We start from the raw sequence: 20,900 nt of genomic DNA, 5'->3' as shown, positions 1-20,900 counted from the left end.
TGCAAGGAAGGGCGGACCGTGCGGGTTTTGCGGTCATAGTGCTACGTGAAGTCGGGGCGCTCGGGGCGCGGTGATGAGCAGATTCGAGGATCTTGAAGTCTGGAAGCGGTCTGCGAGGTTGAGTGCCTCGATCTACAAAGGTCTGTTCGATCTTCGTGACTTCGGGTTTCGGGACCAGATCACCCGCTCCAGTCTTTCCGTGCCATCGAACATTGCTGAAGGGCACGAACGCGGTTCCAGCAAGGAAGCGGCTCAGTTCTTCAATTATGCAAAGGGCTCCGCCGGCGAGCTTCGCACGCAGATCTACATCGGCATGGACATCGGCTACATCGACCGCGAGACCGGCCGGGCCTGGCTTGGCGAAGCCGAAGAAATCTCGAAAATGCTGCATGGCCTCATCCGTTCAATCAAGTGACCCACTCCGCTCCGGACCTTGCATCTTGAATCTTGACTCTTGCATCTATATCGCCGGCCACCGTGGCCTGGTCGGCTCGGCCATCGTGCGCAACCTTGAAGCCAGGGGCTACACGAACCTCGTCACCCGCACGCACGCCGAGCTGGACCTGACCGACGCTGCTGCGACCGACGCCTTCTTCGCCGCCGAGAAACCCGAGTACGTGTTCCTCGCCGCGGCCAAGGTCGGCGGCATCGTCGCCAACAACAGCTTTCCGGCCGAATTCATCCGCGACAACCTGGTCATCCAGACCAACGTGATCCACAGCGCGTGGAAGCACGGCGTCACGCGGCTGATGTTCCTTGGTTCGAGCTGCATCTACCCGAAGATGGCGCCGCAGCCGATGCGCGAAGACTGCCTGCTGACCGGCCCGCTCGAACCGACGAACCGGCCGTATGCACTGGCCAAGATCGCCGGGATAGAGATGTGCTGGAGCTACAACCGTCAGTACGGCACGCAGTATCTGGCGGTGATGCCGACCAATCTGTATGGCCCGGGTGACAACTACAGCCTGATGAACAGTCATGTCATCCCGGCGATGATTCGCAAGTTTCACCTCGCGAAACTTGCTTCGCAGCGCAACTGGGCCGCCATTGAGCAGGACGAGGCGGCGCATGGCCCCATCCCCGACGACCTCAAGGAACAGCTCCGCAACACTTGCAACTTGAATCTTGAATCTTGTATCTCGCTATGGGGCACCGGCACGCCGCGGCGCGAATTCATGTACAGCGAAGACATGGCCGACGCGTGCGTCTTCCTGATCAACCTGCCGGACGACAAGTACGCGAGCTTGCTGGGTAGCGACGAGTCAAATACCGGCCGCTTCGAACCGCCGCTGGTGAATGTCGGTGTCGGCGAAGACGTCACGATCAAGGAACTCGCGGAACTCGTCGGCAAGGTGGCCGGCTTCGACGGCGACCTGGTGTTCGACACCACCAAGCCCGACGGCACGCCGAGAAAGCTGATGGACGTGACGCGGCTCAATTCGATGGGGTGGGTGGCAAGCACCAGCCTGGCCGAGGGCCTCGCGCGCGCCATCCGCGACTTTCAGGCAGGCCTCAGCGCACCCTGACGGCGCCGACACCGCGGTCGACCTTCAGCCGTTGCCGCGCAAAGCCCGCAGGCAGCATCAGCTGCTGTACCGCGCGATACGGCCCGACCACGCTCCGCGCCACTTCGATCACTGCCCGCCGGCCGGTGGCCGAATGCGACTCGACCCACCAGCCAGCCTCGTCCTGCATGGTGCGGGTACCGAAAGGGCGCGCCAGCGGCTCGCCGATGAACACGCCCTCGCCCGGCCAGGCCACGCTTTTCCAGTAGGCCTCGATCAGCGTGTCGCCTTCCGCGTACATGCTCATCAGGATGCCCGGATGGGGAAACTTCTGCAGGTGGTTGCACGGCTCGATCACCGTGCCGTAGCTGCCGGTGGCGCCCGCCGTCAGCCATTCGAGTGCGCTCATCTGCGCAGTGTTGTCGAGCAGTGTGCCGCCGACCGACGTCAGATGGTCGGCCGGTGCCCCCGGCAGAAAGCCCAGCGTCGGCAGCGCCGGCACGCGCACCGCGCCGGTGAAATAGCCGATCACGTCCTGCTGGCCGAACGCTTCGGCCGCCCTCGGGCTGGCGAACTGCAGGCCGCGCACCTGGGCCATCGTTTCGTCGAACAGCAAGGAGCGAACGTTGCGCGCCGTGTCCTCGGTGCGCACCAGGTACACCGTGCCTTTCGGATAGCTGTAGTCGGCGGCCACGCCGCGGTCGATCAGACGCTTCACCTGCTCGACCGATTCGCCCGCCAGCAGCATGGCAGGCCGGGGCATCGCGGCGTTGTCGGGCGCGTTGCGGCCGTTGTTGAAATAGCCGCTCGGCCTCGTCGGGCCGCAGGTCGATGAACAGAAGCTTTCGTCGTAACCGAAGGCGAAGGCGGAAGTGATGCTCATGCAACCGGCGCGCCAGGGACGGGTCCAGGCCAGCGCGAAGGCCTTGATGCCGGGCGACAGCTTTGCGCCGACCTCGGCGTATGCCCGTTCGAACTCTTCCCGCGACAGCGCGCCGCGTTCGTGCGGAAAGCTCACCTCGATGACGTTGGCGGCCGGGATGTCGCGCTGCTGACGATAATAGGCGGCGGTTTCCACGCTCGCCGGATCCGACACATTGACAATGACCGCGAGTTCGCCGGGGCCGAGGCCGTGTGCAGCGCGCACGCAGAACAGCAGCAAGGCAGGCAGCAGGCAGCGCAGGCGGGACGGGAATTTCGGCATGTCGCGTTCGGATGGCATTACGGCAAGGCCGTCAGTCTATACAGGCAGCTGCATGCGAGACACCTGACCGCACCCGGGCATGGCACCATCACGAAGCAGTCCGAGCCATGTGCCCACGACAATATCAAACGGAGGTTCACACGAATGCGTTACCAAGCCTATCTTGAGCAGTGCAATGCCGACAGCCTGACGATGATCGAAGCCGCTGTACCGCGTCCCGGTCCCGGCCAGGTGCTGGTGAAGATGCGCGCAGCGTCGCTGAACTACCGCGATCTGTTCATCCTGCAGGGGCTGTATCCCGGCGTCGACTCCAAGGATCTGGTGCCGCTGTCCGATGGCGCCGGCGAGGTGGTCGAGGTGGGTGCTGGCGTTGACCGCTTCGCCGCCGGCGACCACGTGATCGGCACATTCTTCGAAACCTGGATCGCCGGTCGGCTGCAGCCGCAGTACTTCGGCAAGACACTGGGCGGCACCGCGCCCGGCGTGCTGACCGAATACCGCCTGTTCCCGCAGGATTCGCTGGTGGCCAAGCCAGCCCACCTGAGCTTCGAGGAAGCGGCCACCCTGCCGTGCGCCGCATTGACGGCATGGAATGCGCTGTTCGAAGGTCCGGCGCCGCTGCGCGCCGGTGATCGCGTGCTGGTGCTCGGCACGGGTGGTGTGTCGATGTTCGCACTGCAGCTTGCGAAGGCGGCGGGCGCCGAGGTGATCGCCACGTCGTCGAGCGACGCCAAGCTGGAAAAGGCGAAGGCGCTCGGCGCGACCACGCTGATCAACTACCGCAGCCATCCGGACTGGGATCAGGAAGTGCGCGCGGCCACCGGTGGCGTGGGCGTCGACCACGTGGTCGAAGTCGGCGGCCCGGGCACGCTGCAGCGCTCGATCGCTTCGCTCGGCCAGAACGGCCAGGCGCACCTGATCGGCGTGCTGACCGGCGGCGAGATCAATCCGCTGCCGCTGCTGTTCACCACCTCGACGGTGCGCGGCGTGTTCGTCGGTTCGCGTGAAATGTTCGAGTCGATGAACCGGGTGATTTCGCTGCACAAGATCCACCCGGTGATCGACCGCGTTTTCGGCTTCGACGAGGCACGCGCGGCGCTGGCACACCAGCAGAGCCAGGCCCACGTCGGCAAGGTCGTCGTCAGCATCGGCTGAAAGCAGACGCAAGAAGAAAGATGCAAGATTCAAGCGGCACGCGGTGCCTCCCTTGCGTCTTGCGTCTTGCGTCTTGCATCTTGAATCTTGAATCTTGAATCTCCTAAAGCGTGCGTGCGCCGAAGCTGTCGCAGGCCTTCATTTCGCCGCTGTCCAGGCCGCGCTTGAACCAGCGCATGCGCTGTTCGGCGCTGCCGTGGGTGAAGCTTTCCGGAACCACATAGCCCTGCGCCTGTTTCTGCAGCGTGTCATCGCCGATGGCGGACGCAGCGCGCAGCGCCTCTTCGATGTCACCCTGCTCAAGAATGCCGCGCGAGCGATTGGCGTGATGCGCCCAGATGCCGGCGAAGCAGTCGGCCTGAAGCTCCATGCGCACCTGCAGCTGATTGGCTTCGCGCTCACTGACGCGCTGCTTCGAAGCCTGCACCTTCTCCGCAATGCCCAGCTGATGCTGCACGTGATGACCGATCTCGTGCGCGATCACGTAGGCCTGCGCAAAATCGCCCGGCGCGGCGAAGCGCGCCTGCAGATCGCGGTAGAAGTCGAGATCGAGATAGACGCGCTCGTCGCCCGGGCAGTAGAACGGCCCCATCGCGGCCTGCCCGGTGCCGCAGGCGGTCTGCGTGCCGCCGGTGTAGAGCACCAGTTTCGGTTCGCGGTACTGCTTGCCGCCGGCGCGGAACAGTTCGTTCCACGTGTCTTCCGTGTCAGCCAGCACCTGCGCGGTGAAACGCGCCAGTGCGTCGTCTTCCGCCCGACCGGTGGCCTGCACGCCGGGTGTCACCGGCGCCTGCTGCGAAGTCTGCGGCAGGCCGGCCCCCATATTGAGTACCACCGACGGATCGACGCCGAAATACATCGCCACCAGCGCCAGCACGATGGTGCCGACACCGATCTTGCGCCCGCCGCCGCGCAGCATGCCGCCGCTGCGCGCACCCCGGCGGTCCTCGATGTTGTCGCTTTCCCGCCCGTCGCCCAGTCGCATGTCGATCTCCGATGAATGCGCGGATCATGGCAGAACTTCGAGGCTCAGGTGGTCGCCGTGTCCATCACCGGCAGCCACAGCGTCACGGTCGTGCCGACGCCCGGCGCGCTGTCGATTTCGATCTCGCCGCCATGCAGATCCATGATTTCCTTCACCAGCGACATGCCCAGACCGGTGCCCGGAATATTGCCCGACGGGTCGGCGCGGTAGAAGCGCTCGAAAATGCGCGCCTGCTGATCCGGCGTCATGCCGATGCCGCGGTCGATCACGCGCATGCCGGCCATCAGCCGCGAATTGCGCAGGCCTTCGCATACCGTCACCACCACCTCGCCTCCGCCCGGCGAATACTTGAAGGCGTTGGTGATGACGTTGCCGAGCGCGCGCACCATCTTCGCGTGATCGACCCGGATGCGCGGCACCGCCGGCGGCATGTCCAGCCGCACGGTATGGCTGTCGTCCGGCATGGTCAAGGTTTCCAGCGTGGCGCTGATGATGCCCTTCACCGACAGGTCTTCGAAGCGGAAATCCTGCCCGGTCCGTGCCTCGATGCGCGCCAGGTCGAGCAGATCGTTGATCAGATTGACCAGCACGCGCGACTGGCGGTGAATGATGGTGTGCATGCGCCGGCGCGCCGGCTCGTCGTACTCGCGGTTGATCAGCAGTTCGGCAAAACCGAGGATCGACGCCAGCGGCGTGCGCAGCTCGTGCGCCGCGGTGCTGAGGAACTCGCTCTTCATGCGGTCGACCTCGAACTGCTGCGTGATGTCGCGGAAGTACAGCACCGTCTCGGAGCGACCTTCGGGCGCCACGCGCGCGCTGCGCTCGAGCACGCGCGGTTCGGGCAGCCGGAGCCACAGGCGCTGCGGTTCGGCGCTCGACTGATCGAGCACCAGTCCCGGCCACGGCTTGTCCGGGTCGGCCAGCCGGGCCAGCCGGCCGTCGAATACGGCGGCGCTGAGGCCGAGCAGATCGCTCTGCGTCAGTTCGATCATGCGCAGGAACGCCGGGTTCACATTGGTCAGCGTGCCAGCCTCGTCGAAGGTGACGAAGCCGTCCGGCGACAGCGCGAACACCGTGTGCAGCCGGTTGGTGCGGCGGATGAGCTTGCGTTCGAACTCGATGCGCTCGGTCACGTCGCCGAACACGTCGACGTAATGCGTGACCCGGCCTTCGTTGTCGCGCACCGGCGACGATGACAGCGCCACCCAGATCGACCGGCCGTCTGCACGCGTCACGTCGAGCGTGGTGCTGAAGGGCTTCTGGTGTGCGATCGCCCAGCGCATTTCATCGAGCACGTGTTCCGGATTCTGCTCCCCCGACGCCAGGGTGAAGGTGCGGCCGATCACTTCGTCAGCCGCGCGCGCGGTCAGCCGTTCGAATGCCGCATTCACATACACCACGGGGTATCCGCCACGCTGAACGTCGCGGATGATCACCGCCTCGCTCGACGATTCGAGCGCGCGATCATGCAGTCGCATGCGCGTCTGCGCTTCCACCTGTTCGGAAATGTCACGCATCAGCAGCGAATAGACCGGTCGCCCATGCAGGTTGAAGCGGCTGGCCGATACGGTGACCGGAAAACGACGCGAGCGGCGCACGCCCTGCACATCCTGCCGGAAGCGCCAGCGCAGCCCGATGGGTTGCGTGTCCGCCTGGCCGGCAAACCATGCGGCATCGAACATCGGCAGCAGGCGCGCCAGCGGCAGGCCGATCGCCGCATCAATGCCGATCTCGAACATTTCGGCAGCGGAACGATTGACCGTCAGCACCATGCCGGATTCGTCGGTGGTGACGATGCCGTCGGCGGCGGTATCGAGCAAGGTGACCAGGCGCGATTCGCTGATGGTCAGCGCCTGCGTCATGGCGTGCGCGCTGCGATTGGCGCGCGCCGTCGCCGCAAGCAGGCGCAGCAGGTAAAAAAGCAGCGCGCTCAGGCCAGCACCCATCAACGGTACCAGCCAGAGCACGAGGTGATCGGCGCTGAAGGCTGCAGGCGCGCGCAGGCGCACCGTCCAGGCATGTCCCGCCAGGTCGATCTCGCGCACTGCTTCGAGCGACGAAACCGGCTTGCCGTCGGCGCTGCTGTACAGGAGTGTCGTGGGCGACAGGCCACGGCCGTCGTGGATCGTCACGACCACCTTGTCGGCGAAACCGAGCAGGATGTCGCCAAAAAGATCGTGTGCACGGAAAGGGCTGTAGGTGTAGCCAACGAGTGCACGGTGACGTTCGGCCAGGGTGGTGGCCGGCTCATCGCGCACGTACAGCGGGTAGTACAGCAGGAAGCCCGGCTGCACCGGTCCCTTGCCCTCCTGCACCAGCGTGACCCGCGCGGACAACGCCACATTGCCGGTGTCGCGCGCGCGCCGCATCGCTGCCGCCCTCACCGGCTCGGAATACATGTCGTAGCCGATGGCCCTGACGTTGCGTTCGTTCAACGGTTCGAGAAACACGATGCTGTGGTATTCGTCGCGCACATCCTTCGGCCAGACCGCATACGTCGGCATGTCATGGCGCCGGACCCCTTCTTCATGCGCAGCGAGCTGTGCCGCGGGTATGCGCAGCGACAGCCCCACCCCGAGTACGCCAGGAAAGTTGCGCTCCAGCCCCAGTTCGCTCACGTAGCTGTACCAGTCGGCGCGCGACACCTCGTCGCTCGCCTGCATCAGGCCGGCCGCAGCGCGCAGGATGTTCTCGTGCGCCTCCATGCGGCGGCTGATCTGGGCGACGACCTTGTCGACCTCGCTGTCGAAGCGCTGCGCCGTGGCCTGGGCCAGCCTGTCCCACAGCAGGAAGGTGATGACCAGCGTGAACAGCATGCCGAGTGCCAGCGCCGGCCAGGCGATCATGGACGGATCGCGCATCGCACGCGCGAAGGGCGGCGCGTCGCCGTCGGATGCGCCGGTCGTCTCGGCCCACACCCCGTCGCGCAGGTTCATCCGGGTGCAGGCGGATTCAGAAGGCCGGCAATGCGGTCCAGCAGTTCCATCGGACTGAAGGGCTTGGTCAGATAGGCGTTGGCACCGGCTTCGAAGCCGATCTCGATGTCGCGCGGCTGGCTGCGTGCGGTCAGCAGGATGACCGGAATCGCCTGAAGCGCCGCGTGCTGACGCAGTCTGCGGCACAACTCGAGACCGTCCATCGAGCCCGGCATCATCACGTCGAGCAGGATCAGGTCGGGCGGACGTTGCTGCATCAGCGTCCAGCCGGCATCCGCATCCGGCGCCTCGGCCAGCTCGAAGTCACCGAACTCGAGGGTCATGCGTATCAACTGGCGAATTTCGGGCTGGTCTTCCACCAGCATGATCCGGGCGCGCATGTCAGCGCGCTCCGCCGCAGCGCGAACGGCCATTTGCCACCCGCGGCAGGGCGGGGCTGAAGTGTCGGAAGTTCATGGGTCCGGGATGTCGTTACGCCAGAAATGGAAAGCAGCAAAGCTTAACGACACCCGCAGCGTCGGACTTGAGCCATGGCGGCGGCACTGCCGCCGCCATGGCTCAACCGGCAGCGAACTCCAGGATGATCTGGTCCACCGCCAGGCTTTCGCCCTGCTGTGCGGACACCTTGCCGATCACGCCGTCGCGCTCGGCGCGCAGGATGTTCTCCATCTTCATCGCCTCGATCACCGCCAGCCGCTCGCCGGCCTTCACCGCCTGACCGGGCTTCACCGCGACCTCACGCAGCAGGCCGGGCATCGGCGACAGCAGGAAGCGCGACAGGTCGGGGGCCGACTTGACCGGCATGCGCTTGAGCAGCTCGGCCGCGCGCGGGCTCATCACTTCGGCATCGACACGCGCACCGCGGTGCTGCAGCCGGTAGCGCAGGCCGATGCGTTCGACCTGCAGCGTGAACGGGCGGCCGTCGATCTCGCCGCGATACACCGGATCGGACACACGCCAGTCGCTCACCATGCGGTGGCGAACGCCGTCGATCAGCACCGCGTGGTGGTCGCCGTCGTTCTCGATATGTACCCGGTGCTCGACATCGCGCAGGCGCACCACCGCATCGGGGCTGATGCGGAACTCGTGTCCCGGCAGCTGACCCACGATGCGCGATGCGCGTTCGATGTAACGCTGGTGCACCGTGGCCGCCACGGCCACCAGCAGGGCCTCGTCCTCGTAAGCCGCGGTCGCCGGGTCGTAACCCTGCGGATACTCTTCGGCGATGAAGGCGGTCGTGAAGTTGCCGGCAGCAAAGCGCGGATGTCCGAGCACCGCAGACACGAAGGCGATGTTGTGGTTCGGGCCGCGGATGCAGAAGGCGTCGAGCGCGTCGCGCAACTGCGCGATCGCCTCGGCGCGGGTGGCGCCGTAGCAGATCTGCTTGGCGATCATGGAATCGTAGTGCATCGACACTTCGCCGCCTTCGAACACGCCGGTATCGACGCGCACACGGTCGCTGGCGACCGGCGGACGGTAGCGGATCAGGCGGCCGACCGACGGCAGGAAACCGCGCGCCGGATCTTCGGCGCAGATGCGCGCTTCCATCGCCCAGCCTTCCAGCTTCACGTCGGCCTGCGTGAAGGCGAGCTTTTCGCCGGCCGCCACGCGGATCATCTGTTCGACCAGGTCCAGCCCGGTGATCAGTTCGGTCACCGGGTGCTCGACCTGCAGCCGGGTGTTCATTTCGAGAAAGTAGAAGGACTTGTCGCGGCCGACGACGAACTCGACCGTGCCGGCCGACTGGTACTGCACCGCCTTGGCCAGCCGCACCGCCTGCTCGCCCATCGCGCGCCGGGTGTCCGGATCGATGAACGGTGACGGTGCCTCTTCGATCACCTTCTGGTGCCGCCGCTGGATCGAGCACTCGCGCTCGTTCAGATACACCACGTTGCCGTGGCTGTCGCCCAGCACCTGGATTTCGATGTGGCGCGGCTCCTCGACGAATTTCTCGATGAACACGCGATCGTCGTTGAAGGCGTTCTTCGCCTCATTGACGCAGGAGGCAAAACCTTCATGCGCCTCGGCATCGTTAAACGCCACCCGCAAACCCTTGCCGCCGCCGCCGGCACTGGCCTTGATCATGACCGGATAGCCGATGCCGCGTGCGATCTCGACCGCGCGCTCCGGGCTTTCGATCGGATCGTTCCAGCCCGGAATCGTCGTCACGCCGGCTTCCTTGGCCAGCTTCTTCGACGCGATCTTGTCGCCCATGGCGCCGATGGCATGCGCCTTCGGCCCGATGAACACGATGCCCTCGCGCTCCAGCGCGGCACAGAACGCTTCGTTCTCCGACAGGAAGCCGTAGCCCGGATGCACCGCCTCGGCACCCGTCGCCTTGCAGGCGGCGATGATCTTGTCGATCACCAGATAGGACTCGCGCGCCGCGGCCGGGCCGATGCACACGGCTTCGTCAGCAAGCTCTACATGCAGCGCGCTGCGGTCGGCTTCGGAATACACCGCCACCGTGGCGATGCCCATGCGGCGGGCCGTGCGGATGACGCGGCACGCGATCTCGCCGCGGTTTGCGATCAGTATTTTCTTAAACACGGCTTGTCTCCGCGGCGAGATCGCGTGCACACGCTGTGCGTGTGCTGCGAGTGGTGGGGATCGCAGCGCGACCGCGCTGCGAGTCGCCGCGGTTTGCGATCAGAGCTTTCTCAAACACAGCTTGTCCCCGCGCAGGACCGCGTGCACACGCTGCGCGCATGCTGCGAGTAGTGGGGATCGCAGCGCGACCGCGCTGCGAGTCGCCGCGGTTTGCGATCAGTATCTTGTTGAACATATCAGTGCTCCACAAATGGAAGTCGGCACAAAGTCGGGCAACGGGTAATCCGCCGTGGCGTCGGCGCAGCGTCCTGCGTAAGCAGCGGCCCCTTGGGAGCGAACGGTCTTGTGGGAGCGGCGGCCCCGCCGCGATCAGTGCCGCGACCATCGTTGTGCAGCGTGCGTATCGCGGCGAGGCCGCCGCTCCCACAGGGCCGGTGCCAATCGCGGCGAGGGCGGAGCGGGGGTTTCGGCGAGCACTGCTCGCCGCCCGCATAGCCGGCCGGCCATGCAGGGCCGGCAGTGGATCGCCGCTCCCACAGGACTTCCGCGCCCACACGGCATCGATCACAGCGGAATGTTGCCGTGCTTGCGCCACGGGTTTTCCAGCTGCTTGTCGCGCAGCATGGCCAGCGAGCGGCAGATGCGCTTGCGCGTTTCGCTCGGCATGATCACGTCGTCGATGAAGCCGCGCTTGCCGGCGATGAAGGGGTTGGCGAACTTCTCGCGATACTCCGCTTCGCGCGCCGTGATGCGCTCCGGGTCGTTCTTCTCTTCGCGGAAGATGATTTCCACCGCGCCCTTCGGTCCCATCACCGCGATTTCCGCACTCGGCCATGCGAAGTTCACGTCGCCGCGCAGGTGCTTCGAGCTCATCACGTCGTAGGCGCCGCCGTAGGCCTTGCGGGTGATCAGGGTCACCTTGGGCACGGTCGCCTCGGCGTAGGCGTACAGCAGCTTGGCACCGTGCTTGATGATGCCGCCGTACTCCTGCGAGGTGCCGGGCATGAAGCCGGGTACGTCCACCAGCGTGATGACCGGAATGCTGAAGGCGTCGCAGAAGCGCACGAAGCGCGCCGCCTTGATCGAGCTCTTGATGTCGAGGCATCCGGCCAGCACCAGCGGCTGGTTGGCGACGATGCCCACCGTGCTGCCTTCCATGCGGGCGAAGCCGACGATGATGTTCTTCGCGTTGTCGGGCTGGATTTCGAAGAAGTCGCCGTCGTCGACCATCTTCAGGATCAGCTCCTTCATGTCGTACGGCTGGTTCGCATTCGCCGGCACCAGCGTGTTCAGGCTGGCGTCGGGCCGGTCGGCCGGATCGCTGCTCGGACGCACCGGCGCCTTTTCGCGGTTCGACAGCGGCAGATAGTTGAACAGCCGGCGCGTATACATCAGCGCATCGACGTCGTTCTCGAACGCCAGATCGGCCACGCCGGACTTGGTGGTGTGCGTCGTCGCGCCGCCAAGGTCCTCTGCCGTCACTTCTTCGTGCGTCACGGTCTTCACGACCTCCGGACCGGTGACGAACATGTAGGACGAGTCACGCACCATGAATATGAAGTCGGTCATCGCCGGCGAATACACGGCGCCGCCGGCGCACGGCCCCATGATCAGCGAAATCTGCGGAATCACGCCGGACGCCATCACGTTGCGCTGGAACACTTCGGCATAGCCGCCGAGCGACGCCACGCCTTCCTGGATGCGCGCGCCGCCGGAGTCGTTCAGCCCGATGACCGGCGCGCCGACCTTCATTGCCTGATCCATCACCTTGCAGATCTTCTCGGCGTGCGACTCGGACAGCGAACCGCCGAACACCGTGAAGTCCTGCGAAAACACGAACACGAGGCGGCCATTGATGGTGCCGTAGCCGGTCACCACACCATCGCCCGGCACCGATTCGTCGGCCATGCCGAAGTCGGTGCAGCGATGTTCCTTGAACATGTCCCACTCTTCGAAGCTGCCTTCGTCGAGCAGCAGTTCCAGCCGCTCGCGTGCGGTCAGCTTGCCGCGCTTGTGCTGCGCGTCGATCCGGCGCTGTCCGCCGCCCAGTCTGGCCTGCTCGCGCTTTTCGTCGAGCTTGAGGATGATGTCCTGCATCGTCGTTCTCTCCCTGAAATCAGTCCATGGCCTGCAGCAGGCGCAGTGCAGCCGCCGATGCAGGCAGGGTACCCGCCGCCACTGCGGCGCGGATGTCCGGCAACGCGGCGCGTACCGCCGCGTGGTGTTCGAAACGGCTGCGCAGACCCTGATCGACGAGGGTCCACATCCAGTCCAGCGCCTGCCGGCTGCGCCGGGCCGTCCACGCGCCGCTGGCCTGCATGGCGTCGCGATAGCGCAGGATGTCGGCCCAGAACTCCTCAAGCCCGGCCTGCTGCAGCGCCGACACCTTCAGCACCGGCACCGTCCAGCCCGCGGACGCCGCACGCAGCAGATGCAGCGCGCCACGCATCTGCTGCATGGCGCGTTCCGCCGCCATTTCATCGATGTCGCACTTGTTGTAGACGACGATGTCCGCCAGTTCGACGATGCCCTTCTTGATCGCCTGCAGATCGTCTCCGGCATTCGGCAGCTGCAGCAGCACGAACACGTCGGTCATGCCGGCGACCGCGGTTTCCGACTGGCCGACGCCCACCGTTTCCACGATGACGATGTCGAAGCCGGCCGCCTCGCACACCAGCATCGCCTCGCGCGTGCGCGCCGCCACGCCACCCAGACTGCCGGACGACGGCGACGGCCGGATGTAGGCCTCACTGCGCAGTGAAAGATGTTCCATGCGCGTCTTGTCGCCGAGGATGGAACCGCCGGTCAGCGACGACGACGGATCGATCGCCAGCACTGCCACCTTGTGGCCCTTGCCGATCAGCGCCAGCCCGAGCGCTTCGATGAAGGTCGACTTGCCGACGCCCGGCACGCCGGAAATGCCGACCCGGATCGACCGGCCCGTGTGCGGCAGCAGCGCGCGCAGCACTTCACCGGCGCGCTGCTGATGGTCCTCGCGCGTCGATTCGATCAGCGTGATGGTCTTGGCCAGCGCCCGACGATTGTCGGCCAGCACGCCGTCGATCAGGGACGCGTCGGAGGGCGGGGTCATGGTGCGACCGTCATCATGGCTGCGCGCGCCTGGCTGTGGCTTTGGCTGTGGCTTTGGCTGTGGCTTTGGCTTTGGCTTTGGCTTTGGCTTTGGCTTTGGCTGTGGGAGCGGCGGCCTGTGGGAGCGGCGGCCTGTGGGAGCGGCGGCCTCGCCGCGATCCTCACGTTGATCAGTGACCATCGCTGCTCTATCGCGGCGAGGCCGCCGCTCCCACAGAGACTGCTCACATCGCGGCGGGGGCGGAGCGGGGGTTTCGGCGAGTATTGCTCGCCGCCCGCGGAGCCGGCTGGCCGTGCAAGGCCAGCCGTGGAACGGAGCGGGGGTTTCGGCGAGCACTGCTCGCCGCCCGCGGAGCCGGTTGGCCATGCAGGGCCAACAGTGGATCGCCGCTCCCACAGGCCGCTGCTCCCACAACCGATCCCACAGGCCTCCGATCCCACAGCCGTTCCCACAGGCCGATGCATCACGCCAGCTTCGCCCGGATCGCGTCCAAAGTGTCCTTCGCCGCCTTCGGAATCGGCGTGCCCGGGCCGAACACGCAGGCCACGCCGTGGCCGAACAGTTCGTCGTAGTCCTGCGCCGGAATAACACCGCCGACCACGACGACGATGTCGTCCGCGCCTTCGGCGCGCAGCGCCTTGATGAGCTGCGGCACCAGCGTCTTGTGACCGGCCGCCAGCGTGGACACGCCGACCGCATGCACGTCGTTCTCGATCGCCTGCCGCGCCGCCTCTTCCGGCGTCTGGAACAGCGGCGCGATGTCCACGTCGAAGCCGAGGTCGGCGAAGGCGGTGGCGATCACCTTGGCACCGCGGTCATGGCCGTCCTGGCCGAGCTTGGCGATCAGGATGCGCGGCCGGCGGCCCTGCTCTTCGGCAAACTGGCTCACGTCGTCCTTCATCACGCTCCACCCTTCGTCGTCTTCCACGATGGACTGATACACGCCGCTGACCGCCTGCGTGCTCGCGCGGTGACGGCCCCAGATCTTTTCCAGCGCGTCCGACACCTCGCCCACGGTGGCGCGCACGCGCATCGCGTTGACCGACAGTTCGAGCAGATTGCCTTCGCCGGAGCCGGCCGCAGCGGTCAGCGCTTCCAGCGCGGCATTGACCGCGGCACTGTCGCGACGGGCGCGGATCTGCTTCAGCTGCGTCACCTGCAATTCACGCACCGCGACATTGTCGATGACGCGCACATCCAGCTTGTCTTCGTCCTTCAGCCGGTACTTGTTGACGCCGACGATCACGTCGCGTCCGGAGTCGATGCGCGCCTGCTTTTCGGTGGCGCACTTCTCGACCTGCAGCTTGGCCCAGCCGGACTCGACCGCCTTGGTCATGCCGCCCATCTGCTCCACCTCCTGGATGATGGCCCAGGCGTGGTCGGCCATGTCCTGCGTCAGCTTTTCCATCATGTAGCTGCCGGCCCAGGGGTCGATCACGTTCGTGATGTGGCTCTCTTCCTGGACGATGAGCTGGGTGTTGCGCGCGATGCGCGCCGAGAACTCGGTCGGCAGCGCGATCGCCTCGTCGAAGCTGTTGGTGTGCAGCGATTGCGTGCCGCCGAACACCGCCGCCATCGCTTCGATGGTGGTGCGCACGACATTGTTGTACGGGTCCTGTTCGGTCAGCGACCAGCCGGAGGTCTGGCAGTGCGTGCGCAGCATCTTCGACTTGGCGCTCTTTGCACCGAAGCCGTCCATGATGCGGCTCCACAGCAGTCGCGCGGCGCGCAGCTTGGCCACTTCAAGATAGAAGTTCATGCCGATGGCGAAGAAGAAACTGAGCCGCCCGGCGAAATCGTCCACATCCATGCCGCGCGCCATCGCGGTGCGCACGTATTCCATGCCGTCGGCCAGCGTCAGCGCCAGTTCCAGGCCCTGGGTCGCGCCGGCTTCCTGCATGTGATAGCCGGAAATCGAGATCGAATTGAAGCGCGGCATGTTGCGCGCGGTGTATTCGATGATGTCCGCCACGATGCGCATGGAAGGTTGGGGCGGATAGATGTAGGTGTTGCGCACCATGAATTCTTTCAGGATGTCGTTCTGGATCGTTCCTGAAAGTTGCGCCTGCGGCACGCCCTGTTCTTCGCCGGCGACGATGAAGCCGGCGAGCACCGGCAGCACGGCGCCATTCATCGTCATCGACACGCTCACCTTGTCGAGCGGAATGCCGTCGAACAGGCGCTTCATGTCCTCCACGCTGTCGATCGCCACGCCGGCCTTGCCGACGTCGCCCTCGACGCGCGGATTGTCCGAGTCGTAGCCGCGGTGGGTCGCCAGGTCGAACGCGACCGACACGCCCTGCGCGCCGGCGGCCAGCGCCTTGCGGTAGAAATCGTTCGATTCCTCGGCGGTCGAGAAACCGGCGTACTGGCGGATGGTCCAGGGCCGGGCGGCGTACATCGTGGCCTGCGGGCCGCGCACATAGGGCGCGAAGCCGGGCAGCGTGTCGGTGTGCGGCAGGCCGTCGATGTCGGCGCGGGTGTACAGCGGCTTGACCGTCAGGCCTTCCGGCGTATGCCAGTCAAGCTTCGCCGGATCGCCGCCGGGCGCCGATTTCGCGGCAGCCTTGAGCCATGCGGCGTATTCGGGGTGAGCGCTGCCTGTCGTATCGGCCATGCTGGATTCCTTCGGTATTTCGGAGAGGCGCGCACGAGGCAAGCCGGATCCGGCTTGACAGTCACGCGCAAGGCGGAGAATACTTTATCCATAATTATGAATGCAAGTAAGTGCTGCAGTGCGTTAACTGCAGCCACGACAGCCCGGCCATGAACAGCGAAACCCTGAACCGCAGCGCCGACAGCATCGCCCCGCGCGCCCTCTATATAGAAGTGGCCGACCGCCTGCGCCGGTTGATCCAGAGTCATGCCATGGCGCCCGGCGAATGGATAGACGAGCAGGCGCTGGCCATGCAGTACGGCATTTCACGCACGCCGCTGCGCGAGGCGCTGAAGGTGCTGGCGACCGAGGGGATGGTGGTGCTCAAGCCGCGCCGCGGCTGCTATGTCGCCCAGATCAGCGGCGGCGACCTCGAAGAGATCTACCCGATCATGGCGCTGCTCGAAGGCGAATGTGCCGCCGGTGCGGCTCGCCGGGCGTCGGATGCCGATCTCGCTGAACTGGCCGCGGTGCACCAGGCGCTTGAAGACAGCGCCGCGGCGCGCGACATCGACCGCTTCTTCGACGCCAACCAGCGCTTCCACCTGCTGATCCACCACATTGCCGGCAACCGGCGCATGGCGCAGATGATCGATGAGCTGCGCGCCGTGCTGAAACTGCAGCGCCACGACTCGCTCTATCTCGAAGGCCGTCTGGTGGCCTCGCTCGAAGAGCACCGCAGGCTGCTGGCCGCGCTGCGCGCGCACGACGCCGAGGCGGCGCGCGCGACGATGCAGCTGCACATCGAAAGCAGCCGCCGGGCGCTCGGCGGCTGAGACTTCAGCGCCGGATCACTTCTTTGCCGTGGTCGGTGCGCAGCTGCTCGAGCGGTTGCGGTAGGCGGTCACCCCGTCATCGACCGAACGCAGCACCATGCGCTCGGCCTCCATCGACACCACCTGGTCGCTGAGCGCCTTGCCGCCGTCGTACTCGGTGATGATGACGCCGTTCCACACATGCCAGCGCGACTTCAGCAAGGCCGACACGATGCGGCATTCCTTGTCGTCGTACTCCCGGTACTCATAGCTTCCGTCCGCGTTGTAGGTTTCGCTGCTGGCGAAGTTCTCGTAGTCGGGACTGTCCGGCGGATTGATCCAGGTACCGATCAGTCTGGCCGCCAGGGCCTCGTCGTCCAGCTTCGGCGCGCCCTGTGCCGCGACGGGCTGTGCCGCCAGCGCCCATGCAGTGATCAGAGCGAGCAGCGATTTTTGCAGCACAGTGTTTTTTTGCAGCACGTCACTTCCTCCGGAACATGTCTTGTGCGCGACCGGCGGTTCCGGCGCGCGCGAATGGTGATCTGTTGTCTGGCCGCAGGCGCGGATCTCGCTGCGACCATCCTGTGACTACGGGAAAACGCGCTGCACGGATGCAGACACCGTCAAGCATGCAGAGTGCCCACAGAGCGCGCATCCGAACGGAACATTCTCGGGCTGCCTGACCCGTTTGCCAAGCGCAAGACGCGATCGATCTGCATCAAGGTCGCTGTTCATTGCCGCGCATATCAATCGCGCGGTAAGCGATTGTTTGCCATTCCATAATTATTACTTATTCGAACATCAGTAATGCTTATCCTAAAATTGCGCCGGCTGGCGCCCTGCACAAGGCGCCACATCGAAACCAAAAAACTACAGGAGACAAAAAATGTGCCAGGTATGTGATGAGAAGAATGAGGCCAGACGCGGGTTCTTGAAGTTCGCAGCCGCCGGCATGGCGACCGGCATCGGGCTTTCGGTACCGCAGGTGTTCGCCGCCTCGGGACCGACCACGTCGCTGACGGCTGACGAAGCGCTGGCCAAGCTCAAGGCCGGCAACCAGAAGTATCTCGACGAGCCGCAGGTGTGTGCCGCCGAACTCAAATCCCAGCGTGCCCTGGTCGCCAAGGGTCAGGCGCCGTGGGCCACCATCGTGTCCTGCGCCGACAGCCGCGTACCGCCCGAGCTGCTGTTCGGCGGCGTCGGCGTCGGCGAACTGTTCGTGGCGCGCAACGCCGGCAACATGGCCGACACCGCCACCATGGGCACCATCGAGTACGGCTCGGGCGTGCTCGGCGTGCCGCTGATCGTCGTGCTGGGTCATCAGCGCTGCGGCGCCGTCGCCGCAGCGTGCGAAGTGGTCGAGAAGAAGACGCTGTTCCCGGGCTCGATCGGTCCGATGGTCGATGCCATCGTTCCTGCGGCTCTGGCCGTGGCCGGCAAGCCGGGCAGCTTCCTCGACAACGCCATTCACGAAAGCGCGGTGCGCACCGCGCGCAAGATCGCCACCGAAAGCCCGATCATTGCCGAGCTGGTGAAGATGGGCAAAGTGAAGGTGGTAGCGGGACGCTATGACCTCGAGGACGGCCGGGTCGAGTTCTTCGCCTGATCGCGGACGACGCGGGATCTGTCGAAGCGGTTTGCGAGCGGCTGGGCAGTTTTGCCCGGCCGTTTTCGTTTCAGCCCGGCCGCGACCGACTCAATGGGCGTAGTCGTACAGCGGCTTGCCCTTGTCGACGATGTGCACCGTGAAAAGCTTTAGCGGCACGTCGCCGACGACGGTGAAGCCGGCGTGCTTCACCTCGCGCAGATTCATCGCCGCCGCACCGGTCTGCAGTGTCATCGCCGGCTTGCCGGGTGCCTGCACGGTCGCGCCCTGAACCACGTAGACCGCCTCGACGCCGTGGTGCAGATGCAGGTCGATGCGATCGCCCGGGCGGTATTCGGCTGTCGAGGCAATCACTTCCATGCCCGGCGCACCGCTCAGGTCGGTGCGCCGATGTTCGACACGCTGCGGCGAGTCGTTCTGCGCCGGGTTCAACGCATCGGTCAGCGCCTGCGCGACCAGCGTGGTGCCGGCACCGAACACGATCAGCGCGGCACCGGTCAGCCGCGTCTTCAGAGTGGGTCGCTTCATGGGGATGTCCTGCGGTAACGAAGTCAGCCTGCATGGTCGCTGTCACGGCGACTGGCAGCAAGCCTGGCGCGCCTGCGCCGCGCTGGGGCGCGTGGCTTCGCCCGCGCACGACGCGTACGCGGCGCCTGTCCGAGCGCCTGCATCGCCTCGTGCTGCAGGCGCACCCGTCGCCAGGCGAAGAACGCGACCAGATAACCAATGACGCCGATGCCCAGCGCGAGCCCGGCACCCCAGCGCGTCGCGCCGGCATTCACGAAGGCGATATCGGCCTCCAGCGTACGCGTCTGCACGCCTTCGGCGAGCAGTCCGTAGACCGTCTGCGGACTGTCCCGATTGTCAGATCCGGCCGGCCTGCGCGGCACGAAGAAAGAAACTGCAGTCCGCTGCTCGACCCACGCCGACGCGCTTTCAAGGATACTGGGTGCGTGGCTTTCGTAAATCGTCGCATCATTCGCAATGCGGAACCGGACCCACGCGCTCTTGTAGCCGGCATGCCGCTGGGTGATCGCCTCCAGCGCACCGGTGCGCTGTTCGTACGCCGCCGGATCCGCCGGCAGCGGTACCGGCGGAAATGCCAGCAACAGTACCCCCATCACCGTGACCAGCGTGCACAGCACCAGGTAACAGATCAGGTCACCGCGCGTCTGGATCCGGAACATCGTGACGCGTCAGCCGCGCCGACGCCACAGCCGGTGGCCGATCAGCACCAGTGCGACCAGCAGGCATCCGATGGCCGGCAGGCCCAATACAAAAGACGAATCCGTCGTGACGACCTGCGCGTCGGCATCGTAATGGCGGCCCAGTTCATTGAAGTCGACGCCGAGATAGCGCGTGTACCAGACCCCGAAAAACAATGCGGCAGCCGCCAGCGCAAGCACGACCCCGCGCGACAGAAGCGGCGCCGGCTTGCGCCCCGTCATGGGTACGAGAGGTGGCGGGCGGATGCCGGCGCCCGCATGATCAGGGCTCCTGGCTGGCGAACCACTGCGCGAGCATGTCGATGAGCCGTGCCACTTCGGCCCGGTCATCCGCGCTGCGGCTTCTCAACATGTGCACCCACGCGCCCTCGCCGTCGGCATCGACGAAACCGGTGGTATCCATGAAGCACTCGAGCTGGTGAATGCCGGTGCGGATGTCATCCGGCAGCTTGGCGCGGTTCATCCGGTGCAGGCCAAGCCGGCATTCGAGAAAGGCACGCCCCAGTGCTTCGTGCTCGCCGTCCGGATGCGGCACCGTCAGTGCCTGGCGCGCGGACGAAAACTTTTCGGCTGGGTAACTGTAGCTCATCGACCACTCCCGTTCTTGAACGCCCGATCATCGCTCGCGCGCCCTGCATTCATGGACCGGCGCCGGACGAGCGGCGCCATCGGCTGCGCATGATACGGGACGCGGTGGCTTCGTGAAGTCACGGACCCGTCGGGCGAACCGCGCCCGGGTCAAGGCGTGCCTGCGCATCGGTCTGCGCCGCTTCGCTGTGTTCAATGAATTCGTGCGCCCAGCGTTCGGCACGCGGCTGACAGCTGACCAGCGCCGCCTGGAGTTCCGGAATGCTGAAGTATTCCGGCTCGTGCAGGTAGGGGTGATGCATGCGGCCGACATCCAGCGCGTCATGGCTCAGATCGACCAGCCGCCCGTCGATGAAGTTGTACTGGTGTTCGAAGTGACCGCGGATCGCACCACCGAAGATCGACTGCATGTACAGCGAGGCGTACTTGCAGGAGCCGGACAGATCCGGCGGCGCACCGAGACCGCGATCCGACGCCCAGTCCGACCACTTCGCGAAGAACCATGACTTGGCCGCCGCGAACTGCGCATACGTGTAGGTCACCCTGCCACAGCGTGGCGAAGTCCAGTCGATGTCGTTCATGCGGAGTACCGGGTTCATGGATGCAGCACATGGCGGGCCGCGCCGCCCGGCGTCCGGCACGG

The 20,900-nt window shown here is 65.7% G+C and carries 19 protein-coding genes; 5 read left to right on the top strand and 14 right to left on the bottom strand.

Translation table 11 applies throughout. The features are described from left to right. Nucleotides 1-73: 73 nt before the first annotated feature. Together NMQ16_RS06390 and NMQ16_RS06385 are read left to right on the top strand one after the other, a co-directional pair. A complete protein-coding gene (locus NMQ16_RS06390; protein ID WP_257079686.1) occupies nt 74-415 on the top strand; it encodes a four helix bundle protein in 342 nt (113 codons plus the stop codon). A gap of 25 nt (nt 416-440) precedes the next feature. Beyond that, the gene (locus NMQ16_RS06385) at nt 441-1,526 is read left to right on the top strand and encodes a GDP-L-fucose synthase (protein ID WP_257079685.1); all 1,086 of its coding nucleotides are present in this window, start codon (nt 441-443) and stop codon (nt 1,524-1,526) included. Here the strand turns inward: NMQ16_RS06385 and NMQ16_RS06380 are convergent. After that, the gene (locus tag NMQ16_RS06380) at nt 1,513-2,709 is read right to left on the bottom strand and encodes a TIGR03790 family protein (protein ID WP_257079684.1); all 1,197 of its coding nucleotides are present in this window, start codon (nt 2,707-2,709) and stop codon (nt 1,513-1,515) included. The two genes, NMQ16_RS06385 and NMQ16_RS06380, sit on opposite strands and share 14 nt — an antisense overlap. A 144-nt stretch (nt 2,710-2,853) precedes the next feature. Here NMQ16_RS06380 and NMQ16_RS06375 point away from each other — a divergent pair, with 144 nt between their 5' ends. Then, nucleotides 2,854-3,864, top strand: coding sequence for an NAD(P)-dependent alcohol dehydrogenase (locus NMQ16_RS06375; RefSeq protein ID WP_257079683.1), 1,011 nt, complete (start codon nt 2,854-2,856; stop codon nt 3,862-3,864). Between the two features lie 103 nt (nt 3,865-3,967). Here the strand turns inward: NMQ16_RS06375 and NMQ16_RS06370 are convergent, their stop codons facing one another. From NMQ16_RS06370 to scpA, 7 genes are all read right to left on the bottom strand, one after another. Next, on the bottom strand, nt 3,968-4,849 hold the full coding sequence (locus tag NMQ16_RS06370; protein ID WP_257079682.1) for a neutral zinc metallopeptidase: 882 nt from the start codon (nt 4,847-4,849) through the stop codon (nt 3,968-3,970). Between the two features lie 44 nt (nt 4,850-4,893). Beyond that, nucleotides 4,894-7,785, bottom strand: coding sequence for a CHASE domain-containing protein (locus tag NMQ16_RS06365; protein WP_257079681.1), 2,892 nt, complete (start codon nt 7,783-7,785; stop codon nt 4,894-4,896). Continuing rightward, nucleotides 7,782-8,165, bottom strand: a complete 384-nt coding sequence (locus NMQ16_RS06360; RefSeq protein ID WP_257079680.1) for a response regulator transcription factor — start codon at nt 8,163-8,165, stop codon at nt 7,782-7,784. Before NMQ16_RS06360 ends, NMQ16_RS06365 begins: the two co-directional genes overlap by 4 nt. 178 nt (nt 8,166-8,343) lie before the next feature. Next, entirely contained in the window at nt 8,344-10,335 is a 1,992-nt protein-coding gene (locus tag NMQ16_RS06355; protein ID WP_257079679.1) for an acetyl/propionyl/methylcrotonyl-CoA carboxylase subunit alpha, read from the bottom strand. Nucleotides 10,336-10,899: 564 nt separating this feature from the next. Further along, on the bottom strand, nt 10,900-12,432 hold the full coding sequence (locus NMQ16_RS06350) for an acyl-CoA carboxylase subunit beta (protein WP_257079678.1): 1,533 nt from the start codon (nt 12,430-12,432) through the stop codon (nt 10,900-10,902). Between the two features lie 19 nt (nt 12,433-12,451). Further along, nucleotides 12,452-13,426, bottom strand: a complete 975-nt coding sequence (gene meaB, locus NMQ16_RS06345) for a methylmalonyl Co-A mutase-associated GTPase MeaB (protein WP_257079677.1) — start codon at nt 13,424-13,426, stop codon at nt 12,452-12,454. A gap of 463 nt (nt 13,427-13,889) precedes the next feature. Next, nucleotides 13,890-16,043, bottom strand: coding sequence for a methylmalonyl-CoA mutase (gene scpA, locus NMQ16_RS06340; RefSeq protein ID WP_257079676.1), 2,154 nt, complete (start codon nt 16,041-16,043; stop codon nt 13,890-13,892). A 149-nt stretch (nt 16,044-16,192) separates the two neighbouring features. On the opposite strand from scpA, the gene NMQ16_RS06335 reads away from it, so the two are divergent. Further along, nucleotides 16,193-16,858, top strand: coding sequence for a GntR family transcriptional regulator (locus tag NMQ16_RS06335; protein ID WP_257079675.1), 666 nt, complete (start codon nt 16,193-16,195; stop codon nt 16,856-16,858). Between the two features lie 15 nt (nt 16,859-16,873). Here NMQ16_RS06335 and NMQ16_RS06330 read toward each other — a convergent pair whose 3' ends face one another. Further along, a complete protein-coding gene (locus tag NMQ16_RS06330; RefSeq protein WP_257079674.1) occupies nt 16,874-17,317 on the bottom strand; it encodes a hypothetical protein in 444 nt (147 codons plus the stop codon). 451 nt (nt 17,318-17,768) lie between these two features. Here NMQ16_RS06330 and NMQ16_RS06325 point away from each other — a divergent pair, with 451 nt between their 5' ends. Beyond that, complete coding sequence (locus NMQ16_RS06325) at nt 17,769-18,443, top strand: carbonic anhydrase (protein WP_257079673.1); 675 nt, start codon at nt 17,769-17,771, stop codon at nt 18,441-18,443. A gap of 90 nt (nt 18,444-18,533) precedes the next feature. Here NMQ16_RS06325 and NMQ16_RS06320 read toward each other — a convergent pair whose 3' ends face one another. The 5 genes from NMQ16_RS06320 to NMQ16_RS06300 all read right to left on the bottom strand — a co-directional run bounded on the left by NMQ16_RS06320 (nt 18,534) and on the right by NMQ16_RS06300 (nt 20,856). Next, nucleotides 18,534-18,971, bottom strand: a complete 438-nt coding sequence (locus NMQ16_RS06320) for a hypothetical protein (protein WP_257079672.1) — start codon at nt 18,969-18,971, stop codon at nt 18,534-18,536. 23 nt (nt 18,972-18,994) lie between these two features. Continuing rightward, entirely contained in the window at nt 18,995-19,630 is a 636-nt protein-coding gene (locus NMQ16_RS06315) for a hypothetical protein (protein ID WP_257079671.1), read from the bottom strand. Between the two features lie 9 nt (nt 19,631-19,639). Continuing rightward, on the bottom strand, nt 19,640-19,891 hold the full coding sequence (locus NMQ16_RS06310) for a hypothetical protein (RefSeq protein WP_257079670.1): 252 nt from the start codon (nt 19,889-19,891) through the stop codon (nt 19,640-19,642). A gap of 40 nt (nt 19,892-19,931) precedes the next feature. Then, nucleotides 19,932-20,258 carry a hypothetical protein gene (locus tag NMQ16_RS06305; protein ID WP_257079669.1) on the bottom strand — a complete coding sequence of 109 codons (327 nt, stop codon included), beginning with the start codon at nt 20,256-20,258 and terminating at the stop codon, nt 19,932-19,934. Nucleotides 20,259-20,376: 118 nt separating this feature from the next. Next, nucleotides 20,377-20,856 carry a transcriptional regulator gene (locus NMQ16_RS06300; RefSeq protein ID WP_257079668.1) on the bottom strand — a complete coding sequence of 160 codons (480 nt, stop codon included), beginning with the start codon at nt 20,854-20,856 and terminating at the stop codon, nt 20,377-20,379. Nucleotides 20,857-20,900 lie beyond the last annotated feature (44 nt).

The sequence above is a fragment of the Methyloversatilis sp. XJ19-49 genome (assembly GCF_024580145.1).
Lineage (GTDB): Bacteria > Pseudomonadota > Gammaproteobacteria > Burkholderiales > Rhodocyclaceae > Methyloversatilis.
Note: the sequence above shows the minus strand (reverse complement) of the source record. Positions and strands in the feature narration are given on the sequence as shown.